17 protein-coding genes are annotated in these 22,825 nt (G+C 70.5%); 9 read left to right on the top strand and 8 right to left on the bottom strand.

Annotation, left to right across the window (positions count from 1 at the left end):
• The first annotated feature begins 320 nt into the window (after positions 1–320).
• Positions 321–1,199, top strand: coding sequence for an RNA polymerase sigma factor SigF (locus OHA11_RS45235; protein WP_266508172.1), 879 nt, complete (start codon positions 321–323; stop codon positions 1,197–1,199).
• Between the two features lie 134 nt (positions 1,200–1,333).
• Here the strand turns inward: OHA11_RS45235 and OHA11_RS45230 are convergent, their stop codons facing one another.
• Positions 1,334–2,302: an alpha/beta hydrolase gene (locus OHA11_RS45230; RefSeq protein ID WP_266508170.1), complete on the bottom strand. Its 969-nt coding sequence runs from the start codon at positions 2,300–2,302 to the stop codon at positions 1,334–1,336.
• A 233-nt stretch (positions 2,303–2,535) separates the two neighbouring features.
• Between OHA11_RS45230 and OHA11_RS45225 the strand changes: the two genes are divergently transcribed.
• Positions 2,536–2,991 carry a MarR family winged helix-turn-helix transcriptional regulator gene (locus OHA11_RS45225; protein WP_266508168.1) on the top strand — a complete coding sequence of 152 codons (456 nt, stop codon included), beginning with the start codon at positions 2,536–2,538 and terminating at the stop codon, positions 2,989–2,991.
• A gap of 51 nt (positions 2,992–3,042) precedes the next feature.
• Here OHA11_RS45225 and OHA11_RS45220 read toward each other — a convergent pair whose 3' ends face one another.
• A complete protein-coding gene (locus OHA11_RS45220) occupies positions 3,043–5,145 on the bottom strand; it encodes a ricin-type beta-trefoil lectin domain protein (RefSeq protein ID WP_266508167.1) in 2,103 nt (700 codons plus the stop codon).
• A 364-nt stretch (positions 5,146–5,509) separates the two neighbouring features.
• On the opposite strand from OHA11_RS45220, the gene OHA11_RS45215 reads away from it, so the two are divergent.
• The 5 genes from OHA11_RS45215 to OHA11_RS45195 all read left to right on the top strand — a co-directional run bounded on the left by OHA11_RS45215 (position 5,510) and on the right by OHA11_RS45195 (position 13,016).
• Positions 5,510–8,317, top strand: a complete 2,808-nt coding sequence (locus OHA11_RS45215) for a beta-L-arabinofuranosidase domain-containing protein (RefSeq protein WP_266508166.1) — start codon at positions 5,510–5,512, stop codon at positions 8,315–8,317.
• Positions 8,318–8,380: 63 nt separating this feature from the next.
• A complete protein-coding gene (locus OHA11_RS45210) occupies positions 8,381–8,932 on the top strand; it encodes a GNAT family N-acetyltransferase (protein WP_266508164.1) in 552 nt (183 codons plus the stop codon).
• A 593-nt stretch (positions 8,933–9,525) separates the two neighbouring features.
• Positions 9,526–10,965: a family 2B encapsulin nanocompartment shell protein gene (locus tag OHA11_RS45205; protein WP_266508162.1), complete on the top strand. Its 1,440-nt coding sequence runs from the start codon at positions 9,526–9,528 to the stop codon at positions 10,963–10,965.
• A complete protein-coding gene (locus OHA11_RS45200; protein WP_266508161.1) occupies positions 10,962–12,017 on the top strand; it encodes a family 2 encapsulin nanocompartment cargo protein terpene cyclase in 1,056 nt (351 codons plus the stop codon). Before OHA11_RS45205 ends, OHA11_RS45200 begins: the two co-directional genes overlap by 4 nt.
• A gap of 105 nt (positions 12,018–12,122) precedes the next feature.
• Positions 12,123–13,016 carry a geranyl diphosphate 2-C-methyltransferase gene (locus OHA11_RS45195; RefSeq protein ID WP_266508159.1) on the top strand — a complete coding sequence of 298 codons (894 nt, stop codon included), beginning with the start codon at positions 12,123–12,125 and terminating at the stop codon, positions 13,014–13,016.
• A 156-nt stretch (positions 13,017–13,172) separates the two neighbouring features.
• On the opposite strand, the gene OHA11_RS45190 is transcribed toward OHA11_RS45195, so the two are convergent.
• Positions 13,173–14,831, bottom strand: coding sequence for an amidohydrolase (locus OHA11_RS45190; protein WP_266508158.1), 1,659 nt, complete (start codon positions 14,829–14,831; stop codon positions 13,173–13,175).
• 203 nt (positions 14,832–15,034) lie between these two features.
• Between OHA11_RS45190 and OHA11_RS45185 the strand changes: the two genes are divergently transcribed.
• Positions 15,035–15,985 (top strand): TauD/TfdA family dioxygenase, encoded by a 951-nt coding sequence (locus OHA11_RS45185; protein ID WP_266508156.1) that lies wholly within the window; start codon positions 15,035–15,037, stop codon positions 15,983–15,985.
• A gap of 95 nt (positions 15,986–16,080) precedes the next feature.
• On the opposite strand, the gene OHA11_RS45180 is transcribed toward OHA11_RS45185, so the two are convergent.
• The 3 genes from OHA11_RS45180 to OHA11_RS45170 all read right to left on the bottom strand — a co-directional run bounded on the left by OHA11_RS45180 (position 16,081) and on the right by OHA11_RS45170 (position 18,114).
• Positions 16,081–16,827, bottom strand: coding sequence for an SDR family NAD(P)-dependent oxidoreductase (locus OHA11_RS45180; RefSeq protein ID WP_266508639.1), 747 nt, complete (start codon positions 16,825–16,827; stop codon positions 16,081–16,083).
• A 129-nt stretch (positions 16,828–16,956) separates the two neighbouring features.
• Complete coding sequence (locus OHA11_RS45175) at positions 16,957–17,259, bottom strand: SCO4225 family membrane protein (protein WP_266508155.1); 303 nt, start codon at positions 17,257–17,259, stop codon at positions 16,957–16,959.
• 210 nt (positions 17,260–17,469) lie between these two features.
• Positions 17,470–18,114: a DUF6629 family protein gene (locus OHA11_RS45170; RefSeq protein ID WP_266508153.1), complete on the bottom strand. Its 645-nt coding sequence runs from the start codon at positions 18,112–18,114 to the stop codon at positions 17,470–17,472.
• A 157-nt stretch (positions 18,115–18,271) separates the two neighbouring features.
• On the opposite strand from OHA11_RS45170, the gene OHA11_RS45165 reads away from it, so the two are divergent.
• On the top strand, positions 18,272–20,029 hold the full coding sequence (locus OHA11_RS45165; protein ID WP_266508151.1) for a DapH/DapD/GlmU-related protein: 1,758 nt from the start codon (positions 18,272–18,274) through the stop codon (positions 20,027–20,029).
• Here the strand turns inward: OHA11_RS45165 and OHA11_RS45160 are convergent.
• Positions 19,999–20,916 carry an endonuclease/exonuclease/phosphatase family protein gene (locus tag OHA11_RS45160; RefSeq protein ID WP_266508150.1) on the bottom strand — a complete coding sequence of 306 codons (918 nt, stop codon included), beginning with the start codon at positions 20,914–20,916 and terminating at the stop codon, positions 19,999–20,001. The genes OHA11_RS45165 and OHA11_RS45160 overlap by 31 nt on opposite strands.
• 83 nt (positions 20,917–20,999) lie before the next feature.
• On the bottom strand, positions 21,000–22,733 hold the full coding sequence (locus OHA11_RS45155) for a phospholipid carrier-dependent glycosyltransferase (RefSeq protein WP_266508148.1): 1,734 nt from the start codon (positions 22,731–22,733) through the stop codon (positions 21,000–21,002).
• Between the last annotated feature and the right edge of the window lie 92 nt (positions 22,734–22,825).

Here is a 22,825-nt window from a genome sequence, read left to right as displayed (position 1 = left end):
CACACCTGGTCGCTCCTACGGACGTGCCTCCGGTCCGAAGCACGAAAATCCGCTTGCCCGGGCTTCCCGAGGAGAAACACCGCTTCTCGAAATCGACCGCACCCCGTGGCGGCGAGTTCCGCGCACGGCAACGGGCTCCGACCAGGCCGCGCCCGTGGTCGGTGCCCGGCCCGGCCCCCGCCCAACAGCGGGAAGAAAAGGGCGACTTCCGGCCAGATCCGCCCTGGAGCTGCCCCCAATTCCCTCTCCGGTGGAGTGGGAGGCGTGAAGGAGGGCAAGCGGGCTTTGACACATCAGCGGCGACGAGTGGGGTGGACGGAATGGCAGCCGTGACGGCAGGCGACTCAACGGCCACGGCACAGGTGACGCAGACGGTCGACGAGACAGCACTCCCGCTCATCGACGAACCGTCGCGGATCAAGCCGCAGGACGCTCGCGATCTGTCCCGACAGTTCTTCGACCGCCTGTCCGTGCTGGAGGAAGGCACGCACGAGTACCAGTACGCGCGCAACACCCTGATCGAGATGAACCTGTCCCTCGTGCGGTACGCGGCCTCCCGGTTCCGTGGCCGGGGCGACTCGATGGAGGACATCGTCCAGGTCGGCACCATCGGGCTCATCAAGGCCATCGACCGCTTCGACCTGTCCCGCGAGGTGGAGTTCACCTCCTTCGCCGTGCCCTACATCGTCGGCGAGATCAAGCGGTTCTTCCGCGACACGAGCTGGGCCGTCCATGTGCCGCGCCGACTGCAGGAAGCCCGGGTCGAGCTGGCGAAGGCCACGGAGGAACTGCGGACCCGTCTGGGGCGTGCGCCCACGACCGGCGAGCTGTCGCAGCTCATGTCGCTGCCCGAGGAGGAGGTCATCGAGGCCCGGAAGGCGGCGAACTGCTACAACTCCTCATCGCTCGACGCGGCCCTCACCTCCGACGGCGACTCGCAGGGCGAGACCGTCCTGGCCGACTTCATCGGCGAGGACGACCGGGCGCTGGAACTCGTGGACGACCTCCAGTCCCTGACCCCCCTCATCGCCGAACTCGACGAGCGGGAACGGCTCATCATCCATCTGCGGTTCGTCGAGGAGCGCACCCAGTCGGAGATCGGCGAGATCGTCGGCATCTCCCAGATGCACGTGTCGCGGCTGATCAGCCGCATCATCAAGCGCCTGCGCGCCGGTCTGCTGGATCCCGCGGTGGCCTGAGGCGCCCACCTGCCGCCCACCTGGCGACCGCCGGTCCCGCATCGGAGTGAGCACCGCCCGGTCTCCCGTCCCTGTGCGCGATGCGCGGGGGCGAGAGGCCGGGGTAGTGGTGGTGGTAGTGGCCGCCCGGGCGGTCAGCCGGTGGCGAGGGCGCTCCTCAGCGCGGCCACGGCCTGGCCGACGGCGGCGCGGGCCGCCTGGGTGTCGGCGAGGGCGTTGAGCATCACGAAGTCGTGGATGATGCCCTGGTAGCGGACCGCCGTGACGGGGACGCCCGCCTCGCGCAGCTTGTTGGCGTAGGCCTCGCCCTCGTCGCGCAGGACGTCGGCCTCGCCGGTGATGACCAGGGCCGGCGGCAGACCGGTGAGCTGCTCGGTGGTGGCGCGCAGCGGGGAGGCGGTGATCTCGGCGCGCTGCTTCTCGTCGGTCGTGTACTGGTCCCAGAACCACTGCATGGCGTCGCGGCGCAGGAAGTAGCCCTCGGCGAACTGGTGGTACGAGCCCGTATCGAAAGCGGCGTCGGTGACCGGGTAGAAGAGGACCTGCTGGACGAGGGACACGTCGCCGCGCTCCTTGGCCATCAGGGTCAGGGCGGCGCTCATGTTGCCGCCGACGGAGTCGCCCGCCACCGCGATGCGGGAGGCGTCCAGTTGGTGGCCGGCGCCCTCGGTGACGACCCACCGGGCGACGGTGTAGTTCTGCTCGATGGCGACCGGGTAGCGGGCTTCGGGCGAGAGGTCGTACTCGGGGAAGACCACGGCCGCGTTCGCACCGACGGCGAGTTCGCGGACCAGGCGGTCGTGGGTGTGGGCGTTGCCGAAGACCCAGCCGGCGCCGTGGATGTAGATGATCACCGGGAGGACGCCGGAGGCGCCCGCCGGGCGGACGATACGGGCCCGGACCTGGCCGGTGGGGCCGCCGGGGACCGTGACCCACTCCTCGTCGATGTCGGGCTTGGCGATGTCGCCCGACTGCACCTCGTCGACCACCTTGCGGCCCTCGGCCGGGCCGAGGTCGAACAGATACGGCGGGTTCGCGGTCGCCTCGGCGAAGGCCGCGGCGGCGGGCTCCAGGACCGGGCGGGTGCCAGTGGTGTCGGACATGGCGATCTCCTCGGATCGGGTGCCGTGGGCAGGCTCCGACGGCGGTTTCCACCGGAGCGGCGGCACACCATGAAGGTAGCGCGCTACTAAGTCGTGCGCAACTCATTAGGGTCCGATAGAATCGAGGAGACTCGAACAGTGGAGTGGAGATCACCGTGCAGCGCACCGGAGCAGGCACTGGAACAGGCACAGGCACCCAAGCAGACACCCACGCGGGAACAGGGAGCGACACCGTGAGCACAGCCGGGGCCGAACCGGCCCAGGAAGGTTCCCTGCTCCTGGACGACCAGCTCTGCTTCGCCCTCTACGCGGCCTCCCGGGCGGTCACCGCCCGCTACCGGCCCCTGCTGGACGAACTCGGGCTGACCTATCCGCAGTACCTGGTCATGCTCGTACTGTGGGAGCAGGACGCGATCTCCGTACGGGACCTGGGGAACGCGCTCCAGCTGGAGTCCAGCACGCTCTCCCCGCTCCTCAAGCGCCTTGAGGCGAACGGCCTGCTGTGGCGTGAGCGACGGGCGGAGGACGAGCGTTCCGTCGCCCTGCGCCTCACCGACGCCGGGGCCCGGCTGCGGGACCGTGCGGACACGGTCCCGCTCGCCATCGGCGACGCCATGGGCCTGACACCCGAACAGGACGCCACGGCCAAGCAGTTGCTCCGCCTGCTGACCACAAACGTCACCCGGTGAGGACGCGCCCCTTAAAGGGCGCGCCCAGCCCCCACCGACTCGCGGACGAAACTACTGCCGGGTCCACTTCTGATTCGCGGCGCCACTACACGTCCAAAGGACGGTCTTCGTACCGTTGGCGGTCGCCGCGTTGTAGGCGTCCAGGCAGAGGCCGGAACTGACGTTGGTCACGGTCCCGTCGGCGTTCACGTTCCACTTCTGGTTGTTGCCACCGTGGCAGTCCCAGATCACGACCCTCGTGCCGTTGGTGCTTCCCGAGTCGTACGCGTCGAGGCACTTGTTGCCGTAGACCACGAGTTCCTTGCGCGCGGTGTACGTCCAGGACTGGTTGCCCCCGCCCGCGCAGTCCCACAGCTGGCCCTGGGTGCCGTTGGTGATGGTGTTGTTGTCGACGTCGAGGCAGCGGCTCGACTGCTGCCCGATGAACTCCGTGCCGTTGGTGCCGGGCAGCGGCCGTACCTCGATCGCGTCCAGGTCGGGTGTCCAGGCGGAGGCGTTGGAGAACGTCAGGGTGTTCGCCGAGCCCTTGGCCAGCGAGACCTCGACCGAGACGGTTCCTGTCGTGGTCCAGGAGCCGGTCGGCGGGAAGGAGACCTTGGTGGACGCCTGCCCGTTGACCTGAAGCACCGCCGTACGGGCCGTGCTGTCGCCGTTGATGTAGGCGATGTCGACGACCTTGGTGCCCGTGTCGGCCGCCGCGACACCGTTGAACCGCAGGGTGTTGGCTGAGCCGTTGCCGACGCCGCCCACCTTGCTGCCGCCGGAGCAGGTGGCGCAGGTGGCGTTCGCCGCGGAGCCGCTCTTGGTGTTGCCGGCCGCCTCGGCCTCGTACGTGGCGCTCGCCGCCTCGGTGGCGCCGGTGACGGTGAGCATCACCGAGTCCTTGGCGGGGACGCTGACCGTGTAACTCGTGCCGAAACTGCCCACGTTGGCCCGCGTCCAGAGGTTGCGGACCGTCGCCGACGCGTTGGTCAGGCCCAGGTCCGACCAGCGGACGGTCATGTTCTGCGCGCTGGAGGTGCGGTTGAGCAGGACGACGGCCCGCTTACCCGTGCCGGACAGGACCTTGCCGTACACCTGCAGCCCTGTGGTGTCCTCGGCGACCTTGACGCCCTGGAGGCCGCGCGGGTCCTGGTCGACCCCGATGACCTCCGGGTTCTTCAGGATGTTCGCCGACTCGGTGCTCATCGTCGCCAGGTTGTTGCCGGCGAGGAGCGGCGCCCCGGAGATGGCCCAGAGGTTCATGTGGCTGCGGTTCTGGGCGGCGGTGAAGCCGTCCATGCCGACCATCAGCATGTCCGGGTCGTTGTAGTAGCCGGTGTGCTGGGCAGTGGGGTGCACGTTCGCGTCGTAGTTGGCCAGCATGCTGTCCCACGACGGGGAGTTGCCGTGGAAGATGATGTCGGTGTTGGTCCGCCACAGGGCGGCCATGCCGGCACCCCAGTTCCACGGGTTCTGCTTGCCCCAGTTGCAGATCGACAGGGTCAGCGGCCGTCCGGTGGTGGCCGTCGCCTGTGCGGCCGCGTCACTGATGGCCTGGTAGGTGGTCCTGGCGTCGAGGCCCTCGACGTCGCCGCCGCACCAGTCGACCTTGACGTAGTCGAAGCCCCACCGCGAGAACTGGAGCATGTCCTGCGCGTAGTGGCCCTCGCTGCCGCTGCCCGGGGCCGCGGGACGGCCGGTCGGGAAGTAGTAGCCGCAGCCGTCCCGGCCCGCATCGGTGTAGATACCGGCCTTGAGGCCCTTGCTGTGGATGTAGTCGGCGATGGCGCTCATGCCGCCGGGCCACTCGGACTCGTCGATCGTGATGTTGCCCGCGCTGTCGCGGGTGCCCTGCCACCAGCCCTCGTCGAGATTGATGTACTTGTAGCCGGCCGCCGGCAGGCCCGCCGCGACGAACGCGTCGACCTGCGCCTTGATGACGTTGTAGTCGATCTTCGCGGCGAAGGTGTTCCAGGAGGCCCAGCCCATCGGGGCAGTGGGAACCGGGATCTGATTCGTCGTCACCGCGACCGGCCGGGCCCGGTCGAGATCGACGGTGCCCTGCTGCTGGAGGCCGACCAGGGCACCGGCGGCCAGGGCCAGAACGGCCGCACGGACCACGACGGCCCGGCACAGACGTCTCGCACGGGGAGCGAACTGCTGAAAGGGCATGGGGTTCCTTCCGGGGACGCGGCAACCCAGCACACACGATTGGTCGACATATCGAACTACGCACGAGTTGTCGAACCGGTGGGACGCCGAAGCTAGGGCCCCCACCACACGGAAGTCAACGGATCGTCACCACCGGATTTCCATCAGCCGCACACGGCCCGGGAGTTGGCGCTCTCCACAGACCCCTGGCCTCATGAAATTAACCGGAGTCGAACGCGCCGGAAGCGTTGACGTGATCCCACCCGAAACTTATGTTTTGGTCGAACTTCCGCACGCCGTACGGCATTTCGAACGTTTGATGCCTCCGCCCATCCGCCGTCCGCCCGACGCCCGGTCCCGACCCCCGCGCAGAGACGAGGAACGCATGGCCCCCTCCCTCCCCAGACGCAGGCTCCTCCAGGCCGCGCTGTTCGCCACGGCGGCCCCGGCGTTCTCGTACACCGCGGGAGATGGCTCGGCCGCGGCCGCCACGCTGCCCGCACCCTCCGCCTGGACGCTCCGGCCGTTCGAACTCAGGGACGTGAAGGTCGGTCAGGGCGTCTTCGCCGCCAAGCGTCAGCTGATGCTCGATCACGGGCGCGGCTACGACGTGAACCGGCTGCTCCAGGTGTTCCGCGCCAACGCCGGGCTCTCCACGGGCGGCGCGGTCGCCCCGGGCGGCTGGGAGGGCCTGGACGGCGAGGCCAACGGCAACCTCCGCGGCCACTACACCGGCCACTTCCTGACCATGCTGTCGCAGGCGTACGCGAGCACCGGCGACCAGGTGTACGCCGACAAGACAGGGACCATGATCGGCGCGCTCACCGAGGTGCGCGCTGCCCTGCGCAAGGACCCGGCGGTGCTCAGCGTCGCCGGGAGGTTCGGCACCGCGGTGGAGAACGTGCGCGGCTCCTACCAGTACGTCAACCTGCCCGCAGCCATGCTGAACGGCTCGGCGGCGATCACCCTGTCGGCCTGGGTGAAGCCCACCCACAACGCCAACTGGACCCGGGTCTTCGACTTCGGCAACAACAACACCCGCTACCTGTACCTGGCCGCCCGCAACGCGACCGGCGTACCGCGCTTCGCCATCACGACCAGCGGGCCCGGCGGGGAACAGGGCCTCAACGGCACCGCCGCGCTGCCGCTCAACCAGTGGAGCCACCTGGCGGTGACGATCTCCGGCAGCACCGGCACCCTCTACGTCAACGGCACCTCCGTCGCCCAGAACACGTCGATGACCCTCAACCCGTCGTCCCTGGGCACCCTGGCGAACAACTGGCTCGGCCGCTCGAACTTCGCCGACGATCCGGTGTTCGCGGGCGTCTACGACGAGTTCAACGTCTGGTCGCGGGCGCTGAGCGCGGCCGAGATCACGTCGCTGCAGAGCAACCGCGCCGCCGCCTCCTCGGCGGGCCGGGGCACGCTGGCCTCGTACGCCTTCGACGAGACCACGGGCGGCACCTTCGCCGACGCCTCGGGCCGTGGGCTGACCGCCACCCTGCGCCGTACGTGGGGCGGGCCGAGCCACGCCGGGTTCCTCGCCGCGTATCCCGAGACGCAGTTCATCGACCTGGAGTCGCGGACCAGCCCGGACTACACCAAGGTGTGGGCGCCCTACTACACCGCGCACAAGATCCTCAAGGGCCTGCTGGACGCGTACCTCGCCACGGACGACGCGCGGGCACTCGACCTCGCGTCCGGCATGTGCGACTGGATGCACTCCCGCCTGTCCAAGCTGCCCGAAGCCACCTTGCAACGGATGTGGGGCATCTTCTCCAGCGGCGAGTTCGGCGGCATCGTCGAGACGATCGTCGACCTGTACACGATCACCGGCAGGGCCGAACACCTCGCGCTGGCCAGGCTGTTCGACCTCGACACGCTCATCGACGCCTGCGCCGCGAACACCGACACGCTCGACGGACTGCACGCCAACCAGCACATCCCCATCTTCACCGGGCTGCTGCGGCTGTACGACGCGACGGGCGAGGCCCGCTACCTCACCGCGGCGAAGAACTTCTGGGGCATGGTCGTCCCGCACCGCATGTACGGCATCGGCGGGACCAGCACGGCCGAGTTCTGGAAGGCGCGCGGGGTCATCGCGGGCACGATCAGCGACACCACCGCCGAGTCGTGCTGCGCGTACAACCTGCTCAAGCTCAGCCGGATGCTGTTCCTCCACGAGCAGGACCCGAAGTACATGGACTACTACGAGCGGGCCCTCTACAACCAGGTCCTCGGCTCCAAGCAGGACAAGGCCGACGCGGAGAAGCCACTCGTCACCTACTTCATCGGCCTGACGCCCGGTCATGTCCGGGACTACACCCCCAAGCAGGGCACCACCTGCTGCGAGGGCACGGGCATGGAGAGCGCCACCAAGTACCAGGACTCGGTGTACTTCAGGAAGGCCGACGGGAGCGCGCTGTACGTCAACCTGTACAGCCCCACCACCCTGACCTGGTCCGAGAAGGGCGTCACGGTTACGCAGACCACCGACTATCCGAGGGAGCAGGGCTCCACGCTCACCTTCGGCGGCGGCAGCGCGGCCTTCGAGCTGCGGTTGCGGGTGCCGTCCTGGGCGACGAGCGGTTTTCGAGTGACGGTCAACGGCGGTGCGGTGAGCGGGACTCCGGTCGCGGGGAGCTACTTCGCCGTGTCGCGGACCTGGCGCGGCGGGGACGTCGTGAAGGTCACGATCCCCTTCCGGGCCCGGGTCGAGAAGGCCCTCGACGACCTGGGGCTCCAGACTCTCTTCTACGGTCCGGTCAACCTGGTCGCTCGCAACTCCGGTACGAGTTACCTGCAGTTCGGGCTCTACCGCAACGCCGCCCTCTCCGGTGACCTGCTGCCGAGCCTCTCCCCCGTGTCCGGCAAACCGCTCCACCACACGCTGAACGGCACGGAGTTCGCCCCGTTCTTCGAGGGCACCGAGGACCCTGCGCACGCCTACTTCAGGCGGTCCGAGCCCAAGGTCGTCTTCGGCACCACCGACTCCGGCGTCACCAACCCGGCCAGGTCCGACGGCACCACGCTCCTGGACGAGATCTGGGCCGGCGCCCCCTTCGGCACCAAGGCCGCACTGGTCTCGCGCGCGCAGAGCACGGTCAACTCCTGGGTGTCGGCGGGCCTTCTCAGCCAGGCCGACGGCCAGAAAGTGGTGACCACGGCACAGAACGCCTCGTACGTGTCCTGACGCGCTGTCCGTACATGGCTCCGTGGAAGCGAGTGGGCGTCACGGTCGTGGGACGATCGGGCCATGCTGCTGGAGACCCCCAGGCTCGTGCTGCGCCGCTTCCGTGCCGAGGACGCGGCGCCGCTGGCCGCGTACCGGTCCGATCCGCTGGTGGCCCGCTACCAGGGCTGGACCGCGCCGGTGTCGCTCGACTCGGCGGTCCGGATGGTCCGGGGGTTCGCCACGGGGTCTCCGGAGGACCCGGGATGGTTCCAGTACGCGATCGAGCTCAAGGCCGACCGCTTCCTGGTGGGAGACGTCGGGGTGTGCCTGCACGAGAACCTGATGCAGGCGGAGCTCGGTTACACGCTGGCCGGCGACCGGCAGGGGCACGGCTATGCCACCGAGGCCGTACGAGCGGTTCTCGGCGACCTCTTCGAGCGCCGCGGGCTGCACCGGGTATCCGCCGAGTGCGACGCGCGCAACGACCGCTCGGCCCGGCTGCTGCGGCGGCTCGGTTTCGTCCAGGAGGGGCTTCTCCGCCAGGCCACCTGGCTCAAGGGCGAGTGGACGGACGACCTGGTGTTCGGCCTGCTGGCCACGGAGTGGCCGCCGTCCGGCGGGGGCGGCGCGTAGGTCCTCGTACCCGGAAGCGGGCGTCGGACAACGGACGTTGGGCCAGTGGGACTGAGCTGAGTCCCCGTCGTCCGGAAACGCTGCCCGTGGTGTCCGAGACGTTCGTGCGCCCTCTGCGCCGGTGGCAGGGGGGCCGGGCGACCGGCGTAGGAGCACACACCCGTCGGTGGCCCGCTCCATGCGACGGATCCCCACCACTGGGGCGTGAACACGCCCCTTTCACGCGGTTCCCGACCGCCACCCGTGGCTGTTTGGCTTGACACGCAGCCCGGGCGGCCCAGGCGTCCGCACCGTCACGAGGTCGTTGTCGTGGCGTCCGCCTCCCCGGAATCCGTCCTCGACCTCCACCGCCTCCGTGAACTCACCCGAGGGCCCCGGCGCATCGCCGGGGTGATCCCGGAATCTCCCCGCCTGTCGCGGGGCGCGCCATGTCGGCCCGGGAGCCCGCGAACCCGTTGCCCATCGCCTCCTTCGCGGCCACGGGACACGTCCGGACCCCGTCCACGGCCAGGTCGTACGCGCCATCTCCGAGCCCGCCACCGTCGAGTGTGTGCTCGCGTCCACCCACGTCCGCTCACGTATTGGGAGGAAATGTGTCTGCCCCGGAAGGTTCCCCCGAAAGCGCCGCCGGCCCAGCCGCCGGATCCGCCGACGGACCACGGTTCACCAGCCTCAGCACCCAGGCTGCGCGTCAGCTCGCCACCACCACCAAGTCCGAACCCCAGATGCAGGCCATCACCTCGCGATGGCTGCTCAAAATGCTGCCGTGGGTCGACGTCAAGGGCGGCACCTACCGGGTGAACCGGCGGCTCCAGCTCCGGGTCGGCCGGGGCAGGGTGCAGTTCGAGCAGAACGGCGCCGACGACATCAAGGTCATCCCCGAGACACTGACCGAACTGCCCGCCCTGCGCGGCTACTCCGACACCGCCGCCCTGAAGGAGATCTCCTCCCGGTTCCGGGTCCGGGAGGTGCGGGCGGGCCAGGTCCTCTTCGACGCCGGGCAGCCCGTGTCGGAGGCGTATCTCGTCGTCCACGGCCGGTTCACCCGCTACGCCACCGGCAAGTACGGCGAGGAGGAGGTCATCGGGGTCGTCACGGACGGCGACGGGATGGGGGACGAGGCCATCGGCCAGGCCGACCCGCTGTGGCTCAGCTCGGTACGGGCCGAGACACCGGGCGTGGTGCTGGCCCTGAGCTGGGACACCCTCATGCAGTTCGTGGGGCGCACCCCGTCCCTGGCGGCCCAGTTGGACGCCTTCGCGGAGCAGCAGAGCAAGCCCATGAACCGCAAGGGCGAGGCCGACGTCCCCATGCAGGCCGGGCACGTGGGCGAGCCGACCCTCTCCGGCGGCTTCGTCGACTACGACCTCGTCCCGCGCGAGTACGAGCTGTCCCTGACCCAGACGGTGCTGCGGGTCCACTCCCGGGTCGCCGACCTCTACAACAACCCGATGAACCAGACCGAGCAGCAACTGCGCCTGACCATCGAGGAGATCCGCGAACGCCAGGAGTGGGAGCTGGTCAACAACCGCGAGTTCGGTCTGCTGCACAGCGTCGACTACGGCCAGCGCGTCAGCACCTACTCCGGTCCCCCCACACCGGACGACCTCGACGAGTTGCTGTCGATGCGCCGCAAGACCCGGGTGTTCCTGGCGCACCCGAAGGCGATCGCGGCCTTCTTCCGGCAGTGCAACCGGCGCGGACTCGTGCCCGGCACCGCGACCGTCGAGGGGCACGAGGTGCCCGCGTGGCGCGGCGTTCCGTTCCTGCCGTGCGGCAAGATCCCGCTCAGTGCGCAGCACACGAGCAGCATCATCGCGCTGCGCACCGGCGAAGCGGACCAGGGCGTCGTCGGCCTCTATCAGACCGGCATTCCCGAGGAGTACCAGCCCGGTCTGAACGTACGGTTCATGGGCATCGACAGCACCGCGATCATGAGCTATCTGGTCACCGCCTACTACTCGATGGCCATCCTGGTGCCGGATGCCGCGGGCATCCTGGAGAACGTCCAGGTCGGGCGGACCGCGGAATGAGCGCACCAGCGGTATCCGGTTCGCCACTGCGACTGCCCGGACCACCGAGCCTCGCTCCCGCGCGGGCCCGGCCGGGCGGGGCGATCCCCGGGCTGCGGTACCGGCCCGCCGCCCCCGCCGACCCGGAGAAGGCCGCGGAGGTCGACCGCAGGCTGGAGGCCTGGGCCCGTCGGCTGGAGATCTTCCCCAAGGCGTGGACGGGGGACTTCGCGGGGTTCCGGTTCGGCCGGGCCGTCGTCCTCCAGCATCCGGGGGCGGCCGACCTCGAACGCCTCACGGCGGCGGGCAAGCTCCTGCTCGCCGAGAACATCGTCGACAACTGCTACTGCGAGGAGGACGAGGACAGGGGCGGCTCGTCGCGGGGGCTCGGCGGCCGGCTGATCACCGCCCAGTCGGCGCTCGACCCCTTCCACTGCACGCCCGAGCTGGAGGAGCCGTGGCGGCACGGCGTGCAGGCCGACGGGCCGCTGCGCTCGTACCACTGGGCCCTCAAGGACTACGCCGCCGTCGCCACGCCCAGCCAGACCGACCGGCTCGTCCACGACCTCGCCCGGCTGCACCTGGGCTACCTCGGCGAGGCCGCCTGGTCCGAGATCAGGTACGTACCGCAGGTCTGGGAGTACCTGATGATGCGGCAGTTCAACAACTTCCGTCCCTGTCTGTCGATCGTCGACGCGGTGGACGGCTACGAACTGCCAGAGGCCCTCTACGCCCGGCCCGAGATCCAGCGGATCACCGCGCTCGGCGGCAACGCCACCACGATCGTCAACGACCTGTACTCCTTCACCAAGGAACTGGCCAACGACCCCACCCATCTGAATCTCCCGCAGGTCATCGCAGCCAACGAGCGGTGCGGGCTCAAGGCCGCCTATCTGAAGGCCGTCGAGATCCACAACCGGATCATGGAGGCGTTCGAGGAGGAGTCCGCGGCCCTGTCCGCCACCTCTCCCCTGATCGAGCGCTACGCCGAGAGCCTGGCCGCCTGGGTGTCCGGCAACCACGAATGGCACGCCACCAACACGCACCGCTACCACCTTCCGAACTACTGGTAGCGCCACTACTGGTAGCGCCGGCACTGGTGGCAGCCGCTCTCGCGACCGAGCTCCCTCGCCCCAACTCCCTTGCCCCATCGCCCTCCGCGCCACGAGGAGTCACCTTTGACCATCACCGACGCCCACACCACGGCCACGGCCACGGCGGCACCGGTTCCGCCCCAGACCACGTACCAGACCCGCGTCGCGGACTACTGGAACGCCGAGGAGAACCCGGTCAACCTCGAACTCGGACAGATCGACGATCTCTACCACCACCACTACGGCGTCGGAGACGTCGACTGGTCCGTGCTCGACGAGGACGACAGCGACCCCGTCCGCCGCCGCGCCCGGATCACCGCCGAACTGCACCGCCTGGAACAGCTCCAGGCCGAGCTCCTCGCCGCCCGGCTCGGCCCCCTCTCCCCCGCCGACCGTGTCTTCGACGCCGGCTGCGGGCGCGGCGGCGGGAGCGTGGTCACCCATCTGCGGTACGGCTGCCACGCCGACGGTGTCACGATCTCCAGGAAGCAGGCCGACTTCGCCCAGGAGCAGGCCCGTAAGCGGGGCATCGACGACAAGGTGTCCTACCACCACCGGAACATGCTCGACACCGGCTTTCCCTCCGGTGCGTACGCGGCGTCCTGGAACAACGAGTCCACCATGTACGTGGAGCTGGACCTGCTGTTCGCCGAGCACGCCCGGCTGCTGCGCCGCGGCGGCCGCTATGTGACGATCACCGGGTGCTACAACGACACCTACGGGCGGGCGTCGCGCGAGGTCTCCCTCATCAACGCCCACTACATCTGCGACATCCACCCCCGGTCGGAGTACTTCCGGGCCATGGCGCGCAACCGCCTCGTGCCCGTCCATGTGCAGGACCTGACCGCCGCCACCATGCCCTACTGGGAACTGCGCAAGCAGGCGGACCACTTGGTCACGGGCATCGAGGACACGTTCCTGACCGCGTACGAGAACGGCAGCTTCCAGTACCTGCTGATCGCGGCGGACCGCGTCTGACGCTACCGGGCCCCGTCGTGTCACGGATGCCATTGGCGAATCCCGTCAGACCTTCAGCAAGTGGGCGGTGAGTCCCAGCGACACGCCGTAAACCCGGCGTGTCGCTGGGACTCTCGCAACAGTTACTTCGCCCGGCGGATTCGCCACCGGCATCTGTCAGGCGTCGGGGGCCGCATACACCCGGCGGCCGTCGACGAAGGTCTGCAGGACGCGCGTCGCGGAGATCTCCTCGGGCGGTCCGGCGAAGGGGTCGCGGTCCAGGACCACAACGTCGGCGAGCTTGCCGACGGTGATGCTGCCGGTGGTGTCGTCGAGGTGGTTGGCGTGGGCGCTGCCCGCGGTGTATGCGGCGACGGCGGCGCCGAGGTCGAGTCGCTGGTCCGGGAGGAAGGCAGGGGTGCCCTCGGGTGCGTCGGGAGCGACGCGGTTGACGGCGACGTGGAGGGCCGCCAGGGGGTCGGGGCTGGTGACCGGCCAGTCGCTGCCCGCCGCGAGGGTGGCTCCGGCGCGCAGGAGGTCGCCGAACGGGTACTGCCACGCGGCCCGTTCGGGGCCGAGGAACGGGATGGTGAGTTCGTCCATCTGCGGTTCGTGGGCGGCCCACAGCGTCTGGAGGTTGGCGGTCGCGCCCAGTGCGCGAAAGCGCGGTACGTCCTCGGGGTGGACGATCTGGAGGTGGGCGAGGTGGTGGCGGGTGTCGCGCCACCCGTTCGCCGCGCGGGCCGCCGCGACGGCGTCCAGTGCCTCGCGCACCGCGCGGTCGCCGAGCGCGTGGAAGTGGACCTGGAAGCCGAGCGCGTCGAGTTCGGTGACGTACTTCTTCAGCTCGTCCGGCTCGACGAAGCTGAGGCCGGAGTTGTCGGAGGCACAGCCGCAGCCGGTGAGATACGGGCCCAGCAGGGCGGCGGTGTGGTTCTCGGCGATGCCGTCCTGCATGACCTTCACGCTGGTGGCGCGGAACCTCCCGCGGCCCGACTGCTCCCTGCGTTCCACGAGTTCGGGGATCTGTTCACCGCCGCGACCGCGGTCCCACCACAGGGCACCGACGACCCGGGCGGTGAGCAGGCCGCGGTCCACGGCCGCGTGGTAGGCGGGCGTCGGATCGGTCATGTTCGCGAACTCGCCGACGATGGCGTCCTGCCAGGCGGTGACCCCGTACGAGTGCAGCACCGCCTGGGCCCGTAGCAGCGCGGCGAGTTGTTCCTCGGGTGTGCGGTCGGGCATCAGGCGGGACACCAGGTGGGCCGCGCCTTCCTGGAGCATGCCGGTGGGGTTGCCGTCAGCGTCCCGCTCGATGCGGCCGTCGGCGGGGTCGGGGGTGCGGGCGTCGATGCCGGCCCGTTCCAGGGCACGGGAGTTGACCCAGGCGCCGTGGTGGTCGCGGTTGGGCAGGAACACCGGCCGGTCGGGGACGACCGCGTCGAGGAGTGCGGCGGTGGGGGTGCCGCCGGGGAAGGCTTCCATGGACCAGCCGCCGCCGGTGATCCACTCGACGTCCGGATGCGCGTCGGCGTACGCCCTCACCCGCCGCAGGTACTCCTGGGGGTCGACGGTGTCGTTCAGGTGGCACAGGCCCAGTTCGGTGCCCGCGCCCTGGGGGTGGACGTGGGCGTCCTGGAAGCCGGGCAGCAGCAGCCGTCCGCGGAGGTCCACGACCTCGGTACCGGTGCCGATCAACTCGTGGACCTCGTCGTGGCCGACGGCGACGATCCGCCCGTCGCGCACGGCCACCGCGGTGGCCCGGCTGCGCGCGGCGTCGACGGTGTGGACGGGTCCGCCGGTGAGGACAAGATCGGCGGCGTGGGGGTGGGACATGGTTCAACGCTCCGGAGGAGAGGGGTCGGGCGGCCGTACTGTCCATCGGGAGTTCGAGATGATCGGTCGTGGTCACGTACGAGTATCCGAGATGCGCGCCGAGGCCGACAGGGACGAAGCTCCGCGGACGCGCCCTGTCGTGTGCCGGACCGAGCGGTCATGCTTGGCCCGACGAGTCGGAACGAGCGATCAACGGAGCCCGTATGACGACGGACAGGGGCACACAGATCGAGGTGAAGCCGGTCGCGGGTCACATCGGCGCCGAGATCACGGGCGTCGACCTGGCCGGGGATCTCGACGACGCGGTGGTCGCCACGATCCGGGCGGCGGTGCTGCGCTGGAAGGTGGTGTTCTTCCGCGGGCAGCGCCTGGACCACTCCTCGCACGTCGCGTTCGCCCGGCGGTTCGGCGAACCGATTCGCCTCGGCAGACGCGGCAGCGCGTCACCCTCCGACTTCCCTGAGGTCGAGACGACGGCCGACCGGCTGGAACTCGGCGGACGCTACGGCATGGACCACGACGAGTGGCTGCGCAGGCGCCGGCACTCGCTGCTGCGCGGCTGGCACTGCGACCACGGCGCCCGCGTCGATCCGCCGGCCGCGACCATCCTGCGCGCCGAGGACGTGCCTCCGTACGGCGGCGACACCACCTGGTCCAACCTGGCGGCCGCGTACGCGGGACTCTCAGCACCTCTGCGCGACTTCGTCGACGGGCTGCGCGCGGAACACCGGCTGGGGGTCGGTTATCAGCCACGGCCCGGCGACGACGCGTACGTACGCCATCTGCTGGACCGGCAGCTCGCCTCCGACCATCCGCTGGTGCGGGTGCACCCGGAGACGGGCGAGCGGGTGCTGTTCGTCAACGGCTACTACGTCGAGCAGATCCTGGGGCTGTCCCGCATGGAGAGCGCGCCGCTGCTGGAGATGCTCCTCGGTCAGGCGACCCGGCCCGAGTACACCGTGCGGTTCCGCTGGGAGCCGGGGAGTGTGGCCTTCTGGGACAACAGGGCCACCATCCACCTGGCTCCCAGCGACACGACGCACCTCGACCATCCCCGGGTCATGCACCGGGTGATGCTCGCGGGCGATGTCCCGGTCGGCGTGGACGGCAAGCCGTCGGCACCGATCGTGGGGAGCGAACCGGGGCGCTGGTGAGACCACCGGGCGGGCCGGGAGCAGCGCGGTCCGGAGAGCGCTGTCCGGGGGATCGCGCGGTCCGGGCGGCGCGATCCGGAGGTATCGCGCGGGGCTCAGCCCGCCTTGGCCTGGGCCGAGATGCCGCCGTCCACCGGCATCGCGACACCGGTGACGAACGACGAGCGGTCGCTGCACAGCCAGGCCGCCGCCTCGGCGATCTCCCGGGGCGACGCCATGCGCTTCTGGATCTGCGGGGCGATGAACGCCTGCTCCAGGTGCGGGAACTGCTGCACCGCCTCGTCGATCATCTCGCTGCGCGTCGTACCGACCACCAGCGCGTTGACGCGGATGCCCTGGTCCCCGTACTCGGACGCCGCCGCGCGGGTGATCCCCAGGATGGCGTGCTTGGCGGCGACGTACGGGACGGAGGCACCGGTCGCGTAACGGCCCGCCGTACTGCTGGTGTTGACGATGGAGCCGCCCTTGCCCGACGCGAGCATCACGGGCAGCTGGTGCTTCATGCAGTTCCACACGCCCCGGACGTTGACGTCCATCGTGCGGTCGTACACCTCGTCGTCCATCTCGTGCAGCAAGGTGCCGACGCTGGCGTAACCCGCGTTGTTGAAGGCGGAGTCGAGACCGCCGAAGTGTTCCACCGCCGCCTCGACCACGCGGCGGACGTCGGCCGCGACAGCGACATCGCCCGGAACCGGGAGGGCCCGGCCGCCGGCGGCGGTGATCTCCTCCGCGAGCGCGTCCAGCCGCTCCGCACGGCGTGCCATCAGGACGACCGCCGCGCCCTCCTCGGCGAACAGACGCGCGGCAGCCGCACCGATACCGCTGGACGCGCCCGTGATCATGACCGCCTGGCCTGCGAGCAGGCCCTGCGGTCCCCCCTGTGTGATCTCTTGTCCGGTCATCGGGCGAGCATACGCAGGACGACATCGGCCGCAGCAGGGGCGAATCAGCCCCTCCGGTCAGCCTTCCGGTCAGCCCCTCCGGCCGCTGAACCGCCGCGCGACGATGTCGATGACCCACGCGTTGGCCAGGGTGGACACGACGAGTACGACGTACAGCCCGGCCATCGAGATGTCCGGCACGGCCAGGGCCACCAGACTGGTGGGGGCCGTGAACAAGAACGGGATCACCGCGGCGAAGTTGGCGTCATCCTGCGGCTGCGACGCCACGACGGCCAGCCAGACGATCAGCACGGCGGACGCCGCGAGGTACAGGCGGGCGGGCCAGGTGCCGAAAGGAGCGCCCAGCGTCCGGCCCTCGGTGACTGTGCTCATCGTGCTTGCTCCCTCGTACGAGAGGTACCGGCTGCCCCGGTGCCCCGCTGCGGTCCAGTCTCTTCGGACGAGATCGTCGGGGCCTGAGTTCGGATACTCATCAGTACGCCGCGGGTACTCACGTACTTGTCGCCGCTGGTGTCCTCCTCCGGGGACCCCGGGGCCCGGGGCCCGGGGACCTGCGCCACTGCGCCCAGTGACAGACACAGGTCACGATCCGGCGGACACGCGGGGCGCGCGCGGTGACACGACCCGCCCGCGCACCCAGCCGTACAGCACCACCGAGCACACCGCCGCGAACGCGCACCACGTCGAGACGAACTCCAGTTCCCACACCACCCAGCAGATCGCCGCGCCGACGGCTACCAGGCCGCCCATGAGCAGGAGCAGCCGGTCACCGGAGAGCAGCAGCGCGCCGACCGTGGCCAGCAGATAGCCCACCAGGATCAGTTCCGCCTGGGAGAGCCCGAGGACGTATCCGACGGTGTGGCCGCGGATGTCGGCCGTCACGGAGTGGGTGGCGAGGTTGTACGAGAGGGCCGCCGCGGTGCCGAGACCGGCGGCGAGCGGGATCAGCAGCCGACGCCGGGCATGCGGTGGCGCCGCGCACAGCACGCCCACCGGGACCCACAGCGCCAGCAGCGGAAACGCGATCACCGCCCAGGCCGCGGTGGCGGGCCCGGTGCCTCCGCCGGAACGCCAGACCACGGACTCGACCACCTGATGGACCCCGAGGAGCAGCGGCAGTGCGGCCAGCGGAAGGTCGCCGGCCCTGCGGGTCCGCGCCACGCAGGCCACTCCGACGGCGGCGATGCCGCAGCCCGCCACGAGATCGGCCGTCGCGCTCCAGCACATCACGCCACCACCAGGGGTTTCGTCTCACGGGCTCCGGCCCTTGCGGTGGCCACGCTACGGCCCGGTTTGGCGACGCCCGCGCTGACACGACCGCCATGGCCCTGACCGGCGGCAGGAGGATTGCCGGGACAGTAAGCGCTCTCTAGACTCGCGTGCGATGAACTCGGAATCCTCGGCACCGGAAGCCTCGGCGGACGACTCCTACTTCGACTACTGCCCCTGGGACTTCGCCCGTCGTGCCTCCGAGGAGCAGCGCGCCGCGCAGGCCGCTCTTCAGCAGCGACTGGCCGACGGCGGCGCGAGCTTCGGCCCGTGCTGCTACGTCTCCCCCGCCGCCGGTGTGTTCACCGACGTGCTGCGGCTGGGCGAGAACTCCTATATCGCCGGGCATGCCTACGTCACCGGCGAGATGACGGCGGGCGCCGACTGCACGGTCAATCCGTACGCCACCGTGCGGGGCCGGATCGTCCTCGGGGACGGTGTGCGGATCGGCGCCCACAGCTCCCTGCTCGGCTTCAACCACGGCTTCGCGCCGGACCGGCCCGTGCACCGGCAGCCCCTCACCAGCAAGGGCATCACCGTCGGCGACGACGTGTGGATCGGCTCGCACGTCGTCGTCCTCGACGGGGTGACGATCGGCGACCACTGTGTGGTGGGCGCGGGCGCCGTCGTGACCAAGGATCTGCCGCCGTGGACCATCGCCGCCGGCAACCCGGCCCGTCCGCTGCGCGACCGCCGCGGTCAGGGGCCCGCCAGGGTACGGGCGCCGGAGGGCGGCCTGGGAGATGCCGTCGCACGGTTCGCGGACCGGGCCCGGGGGCAGGCCGGCGATCTGCTCGCCCGCAACTGGAACGCGGACACCGGCCGCTACCGCGACCGGCCCGGAGCGGCCGAGACCGTCCGTGCGCACTGCGACGCCGTCGAGATCGCCGATCTCCTCCTGCACTCGCCTCCACCGCACCTGTCCGCCGCCGAACACGCCGAGCGGCTGCGCGCCCTGCAGGACCCCGTCAGCGGGCTCGTGCCCGAACTCGCCTCGGATGGCGGTCCCGGTGTGCTGCCCGCCCCGGCGGCGGACGGCTGGATCGACGACGGCACGGCCGAGTACCACGTACTGTCCGTGGGTTACGCGCTGGACCTGTTGGGCTCCCGCTTCGCCCACCCGGTCCACGTCGTACGGCACATGACGGCGGATCGGCTCGTCGCACGCCTCGACTCCTTGCCGTGGCGGACCGGGGCATGGTCGGCCGGGGCCTGGGTGGACTGCTGGGCGACCGGCGCGCACCGGAACCTGGAGTTGGGTGCCGAGGCGGGTGCGCCCGGCGCGTTGGAGGCGCTGTTCGGCTGGCTGGGCACCCGGGTGGGTCCGTGGACGGGGATGTGGGGCGAGGCCGCCTCACCCGCGGCGGGCCGGCTGCAACTGGTCAACGGCTACTACCGCCTGACGCGCGGCTCGTTCGCGCAGTTCGGGCTGCCCGTGCCGTATGCGGAACGGGTGGTGGACACCGTGCTGGCCCACGGCGGTGATCCGCGCTGGTTCGCGGCGGACCGGCAGAACGCGTGCAATGTGCTGGACGTGGCGCACCCGCTCTGGCTCGCCGGGCAGCAGACCCGCCACCGGGCTGCCGAGGCGCGGGCCTGGGCCGAGGAACAGCTGGCCCAGGTGCTGGAGCGCTGGCGGGACGGGGCCGGTTTCGGGTTCGGTCCACCGGGCGAGGGCGGTGGTGGTCCGGGCCGGGATCCGGGTCTCCAGGGCACCGAGATGTGGCTGGCGATCATCTGGCTGCTGGCCGATCTGGTAGGGGTGGCGGACCGGCTGGGATATCGGGCGCGTGGCATCCATCGCCCGGAAGCGGCACGCTCGGCCGCTCTGCGGATCCCGTCTCACCCAGCCCCGATCGACAACTCACCGTAATAGAAGCCGTGGTCGGAGCTGGCGGTCCAGCGGACACCGGTGTCGCGCCACCGTGCGGAGCCCCGCACACCCCAGGTGAGCAGGTAGTCGATCTTGCGGCCGTCGCCGTAGGTCGGGTGGAGGTACGGCGGCCCGGTCTCACGCGGGCCGCTCGCCTCGGTGGCGTCGTACAGGTCGTCCAACTCCCCCGCTTCGGGCGTGGCGTTCAGGTCACCGGCGAGGACGACCGGGCCGTCGGCGCCCAGTATGTGGGTGCCGTCCGGTTTCCAGCCGTGGCGGATGAACTCGGCCTGCTCCTCCCGTTCCCGGCTCTTCGTGGCGCCGACGGTCAAGTGCGTGCTGCACGCGGTGACTTGTGAACCCGGCAGGACCGGATGTCCAGGAGCACGGATGACGGCGCAGATGATGCCCCGCTCCCCGTTCCTGCCGTCCGGGTTCGGCAGCAGCGCCGGCGGCAGGAGTTGCGCGGCCGAGTGGAACAGGACGCTGTTCCCGAACGGCTGTCCGTCGGCGCAGTCGGTGCCGGTGTCGACGAAGGCGCTGCGCATGCCCAACTCCCGGGCGAACCGCTCCCCTTGGGCCTTGCAGACTTCCTGGAGGCCGATGAACAGCCACCGGTCGGGGTCGCCGAGCGTGAGCCGCATGATGGCGTCGGCCTCGTCCTTGATCCAGTCGCCGGCGTCGCCCCGGTGGCCGACGTTCCCGTAGATGTTGAAGGTGCCGACGTAGTACCCGGGGGTGGCCTTCGGCGCGGCGGCCCCTTCGGGCGGGGCCACCCTGCTTGCGGGGGCGGCTCCGCTTCCCGCGGGGAGTGCCACCAGAACGCACATCAGGGCCAGCGCCAACGCCCTGGCCCTGCCGCGTCTGTTCGTACGACGCGTGGTCATGGCTCGACGGTACGGTGCGCCCGTGGGCCCGGTTGGGCAAAGCGTCGGATGTGACTGGCCACACCTCAGGGGGCGGACGCGCGTCAGCGCCGCCGGTAGACCGTGATCGAGTGGCCGACGTTGTCGATCGGGGTGCTGGTGTCGAGCAGCGCGGTGAGCCGCCCGTCGGCCTTGGCCGCCGCGGAGTCGGACACGACGAGCAGCCCGTGCACCTCGCCCAGCGGGGCCTTCAGCGGGTTGGCCGCGTCGATTCCGTAGTACGCGGGCACACCGGCACCCTTGAAGACGAGCCACACCCGCTCGCCCGGGTGGTCCCGGCGGAGGCGATCGGCGAGGCGGCCGAGGTCCTGGCCCCAGTCGACGTTCGAGTCGTGCAGCCGCAGGCGGGTCTTCGACGGCCCGCCGAACGCCTCGTTGGAGTACGGCAGGTAGTACGGATACGTCCGCAGCGAACTGACGGCCACGAAGCACACCAGCGCGGCCGTCACGCCGTACACCCACCGTCGGCGGACGAGCGTCACACCGGCGGCGGCGACCGCCGCGAACATCGGTACGAAGATCGCGTACCGGACGCCGAGGTCGCGGGCGCCATGCATGGACACGGCGAGCAGCAGGGCCGCGGGGGCGAGCACGTACGGCGCCGCGGGCCGGAGCCGACGCAGTGTCAGCATCGCGACGGCGCCGGCGAGCCACAGGGCGAGCATGCCGAGCGGTGTCTTCACCAGGAGCGCGGCCGGCAGGTAGTACCAGAGCGAGCCCTCGTAGAGCCGGCCGAACAGGAAGCCCTGCCAGACCTCGTACTCGAAGCCGAACTGGATGCGCATGCCGTCCCGGTAGGCCTCCGGGAACGGCAGCCACGCGGCGATGCGGCCGCGCATCCCGGGGATGTCCGGCACGGTCTCGGGCTGTGTCCAGCGCAGCCGCGGGTCGACGACGAGATAGGTGGCCCACACGACGGCGACCGCCACGACCGCCATGCCGACGGCGGCCGCGGCGCCGTACGCGAGGCTGCGCATCCGTTCGCGTGCGCCGAGCCCGGGTGTCCTGCGGGCGTACCAGTACGACAGGACGCCCAGCAGCATCAGTGCCGGAACCATCGCGAGCATGCTCATCCTGGTGGCCACGGCCGCGCCCATCGCCACTCCGGCGAGCGGGAGGCAGAGGTACGGCTGTCGCCGCGCCCGCCACAGCAGCCATACGGACGTGAGCAGGAAGCCGGCCGCGGGTACGTCGAGGGTGGCCAGTGATCCGTTCGCGATGATGTCCGGTGAGAACGCGTACAGGGCGAGTGCCGTCAACCCGCCCGCCGGGCCGGTGAGATCGCGGGCGAACGCGAGGACGACGAGCCCGAGCAGGAGGGTCAGCACGATCACCGGGAGCCGTGCGTACAGCATGATTCGCTCCGGGTCGTTGCCCGACTCGTACAGCAGGCTGCGGCCCAGGGCCATCTGGCTGCCGACGAAGTGCGGGTCGAGGCGCGCGTCGGTGAACACCAGCCCGGAGGCGATGATCAGCTTGCCCAGGGGCGGGTGTTCGGGGTTGTAACGGAGGCTGTGCTGCTTGAGGTAGACCTCGGCCGTGGCCACGTACACGGGCTCGTCGATGGTCGGGGTCTGCTCCACGGCGGTCGTGACCATCGCGACCGTCATCTGGGCGAGGAGTGCGACGACGGCCAGCACGTACAGCGAACGCCTGTGGCGCAGAAAGCGCTTGAGTCCGTCGAAGCGGCCTGGCCGCCCGCCCGTTGCCGTCGATGTGGGCAGGTCGGGCGCGGTGTGCTCGTCGCCGTCGGGCCCGGTGATCCGCGGCGCGCTCATGCGACCCACCCTCCCATCATCCGCACCCCTCGTGGCGCACTTTGTGAGCGGCGCGCCCAAGTGTTGGGCCGTCCGTAACCGATGTGACGCCT

The organism is Streptomyces sp. NBC_00878, from assembly GCF_026341515.1.
GTDB lineage: Bacteria > Actinomycetota > Actinomycetes > Streptomycetales > Streptomycetaceae > Streptomyces.
The sequence above is the reverse complement of the archived record's forward strand: the minus strand, read 5'-3'. Positions and strand labels throughout refer to the sequence as shown.

Excerpts from the sequence above, each read along its gene's own strand:
- OHA11_RS45220 (WP_266508167.1), bottom strand. The coding sequence starts at position 5,145 with ATGCCCTTTCAGCAGTTCGCTCCCCGTGCGAGACGTCTGTGCCGGGCC.
- OHA11_RS45200 (WP_266508161.1), top strand. The coding sequence starts at position 10,962 with ATGAGCGCACCAGCGGTATCCGGTTCGCCACTGCGACTGCCCGGACCA.
- OHA11_RS45235 (WP_266508172.1), top strand. The coding sequence starts at position 321 with ATGGCAGCCGTGACGGCAGGCGACTCAACGGCCACGGCACAGGTGACG.
- OHA11_RS45160 (WP_266508150.1), bottom strand. The coding sequence starts at position 20,916 with ATGACCACGCGTCGTACGAACAGACGCGGCAGGGCCAGGGCGTTGGCG.
- OHA11_RS45170 (WP_266508153.1), bottom strand. The coding sequence starts at position 18,114 with ATGTGCTGGAGCGCGACGGCCGATCTCGTGGCGGGCTGCGGCATCGCC.
- OHA11_RS45230 (WP_266508170.1), bottom strand. The coding sequence starts at position 2,302 with ATGTCCGACACCACTGGCACCCGCCCGGTCCTGGAGCCCGCCGCCGCG.
- OHA11_RS45175 (WP_266508155.1), bottom strand. The coding sequence starts at position 17,259 with ATGAGCACAGTCACCGAGGGCCGGACGCTGGGCGCTCCTTTCGGCACC.
- OHA11_RS45190 (WP_266508158.1), bottom strand. The coding sequence starts at position 14,831 with ATGTCCCACCCCCACGCCGCCGATCTTGTCCTCACCGGCGGACCCGTC.
- OHA11_RS45185 (WP_266508156.1), top strand. The coding sequence starts at position 15,035 with ATGACGACGGACAGGGGCACACAGATCGAGGTGAAGCCGGTCGCGGGT.
- OHA11_RS45165 (WP_266508151.1), top strand. The coding sequence starts at position 18,272 with ATGAACTCGGAATCCTCGGCACCGGAAGCCTCGGCGGACGACTCCTAC.
- OHA11_RS45180 (WP_266508639.1), bottom strand. The coding sequence starts at position 16,827 with ATGATCACGGGCGCGTCCAGCGGTATCGGTGCGGCTGCCGCGCGTCTG.
- OHA11_RS45215 (WP_266508166.1), top strand. The coding sequence starts at position 5,510 with ATGGCCCCCTCCCTCCCCAGACGCAGGCTCCTCCAGGCCGCGCTGTTC.
- OHA11_RS45210 (WP_266508164.1), top strand. The coding sequence starts at position 8,381 with ATGCTGCTGGAGACCCCCAGGCTCGTGCTGCGCCGCTTCCGTGCCGAG.
- OHA11_RS45155 (WP_266508148.1), bottom strand. The coding sequence starts at position 22,733 with ATGAGCGCGCCGCGGATCACCGGGCCCGACGGCGACGAGCACACCGCG.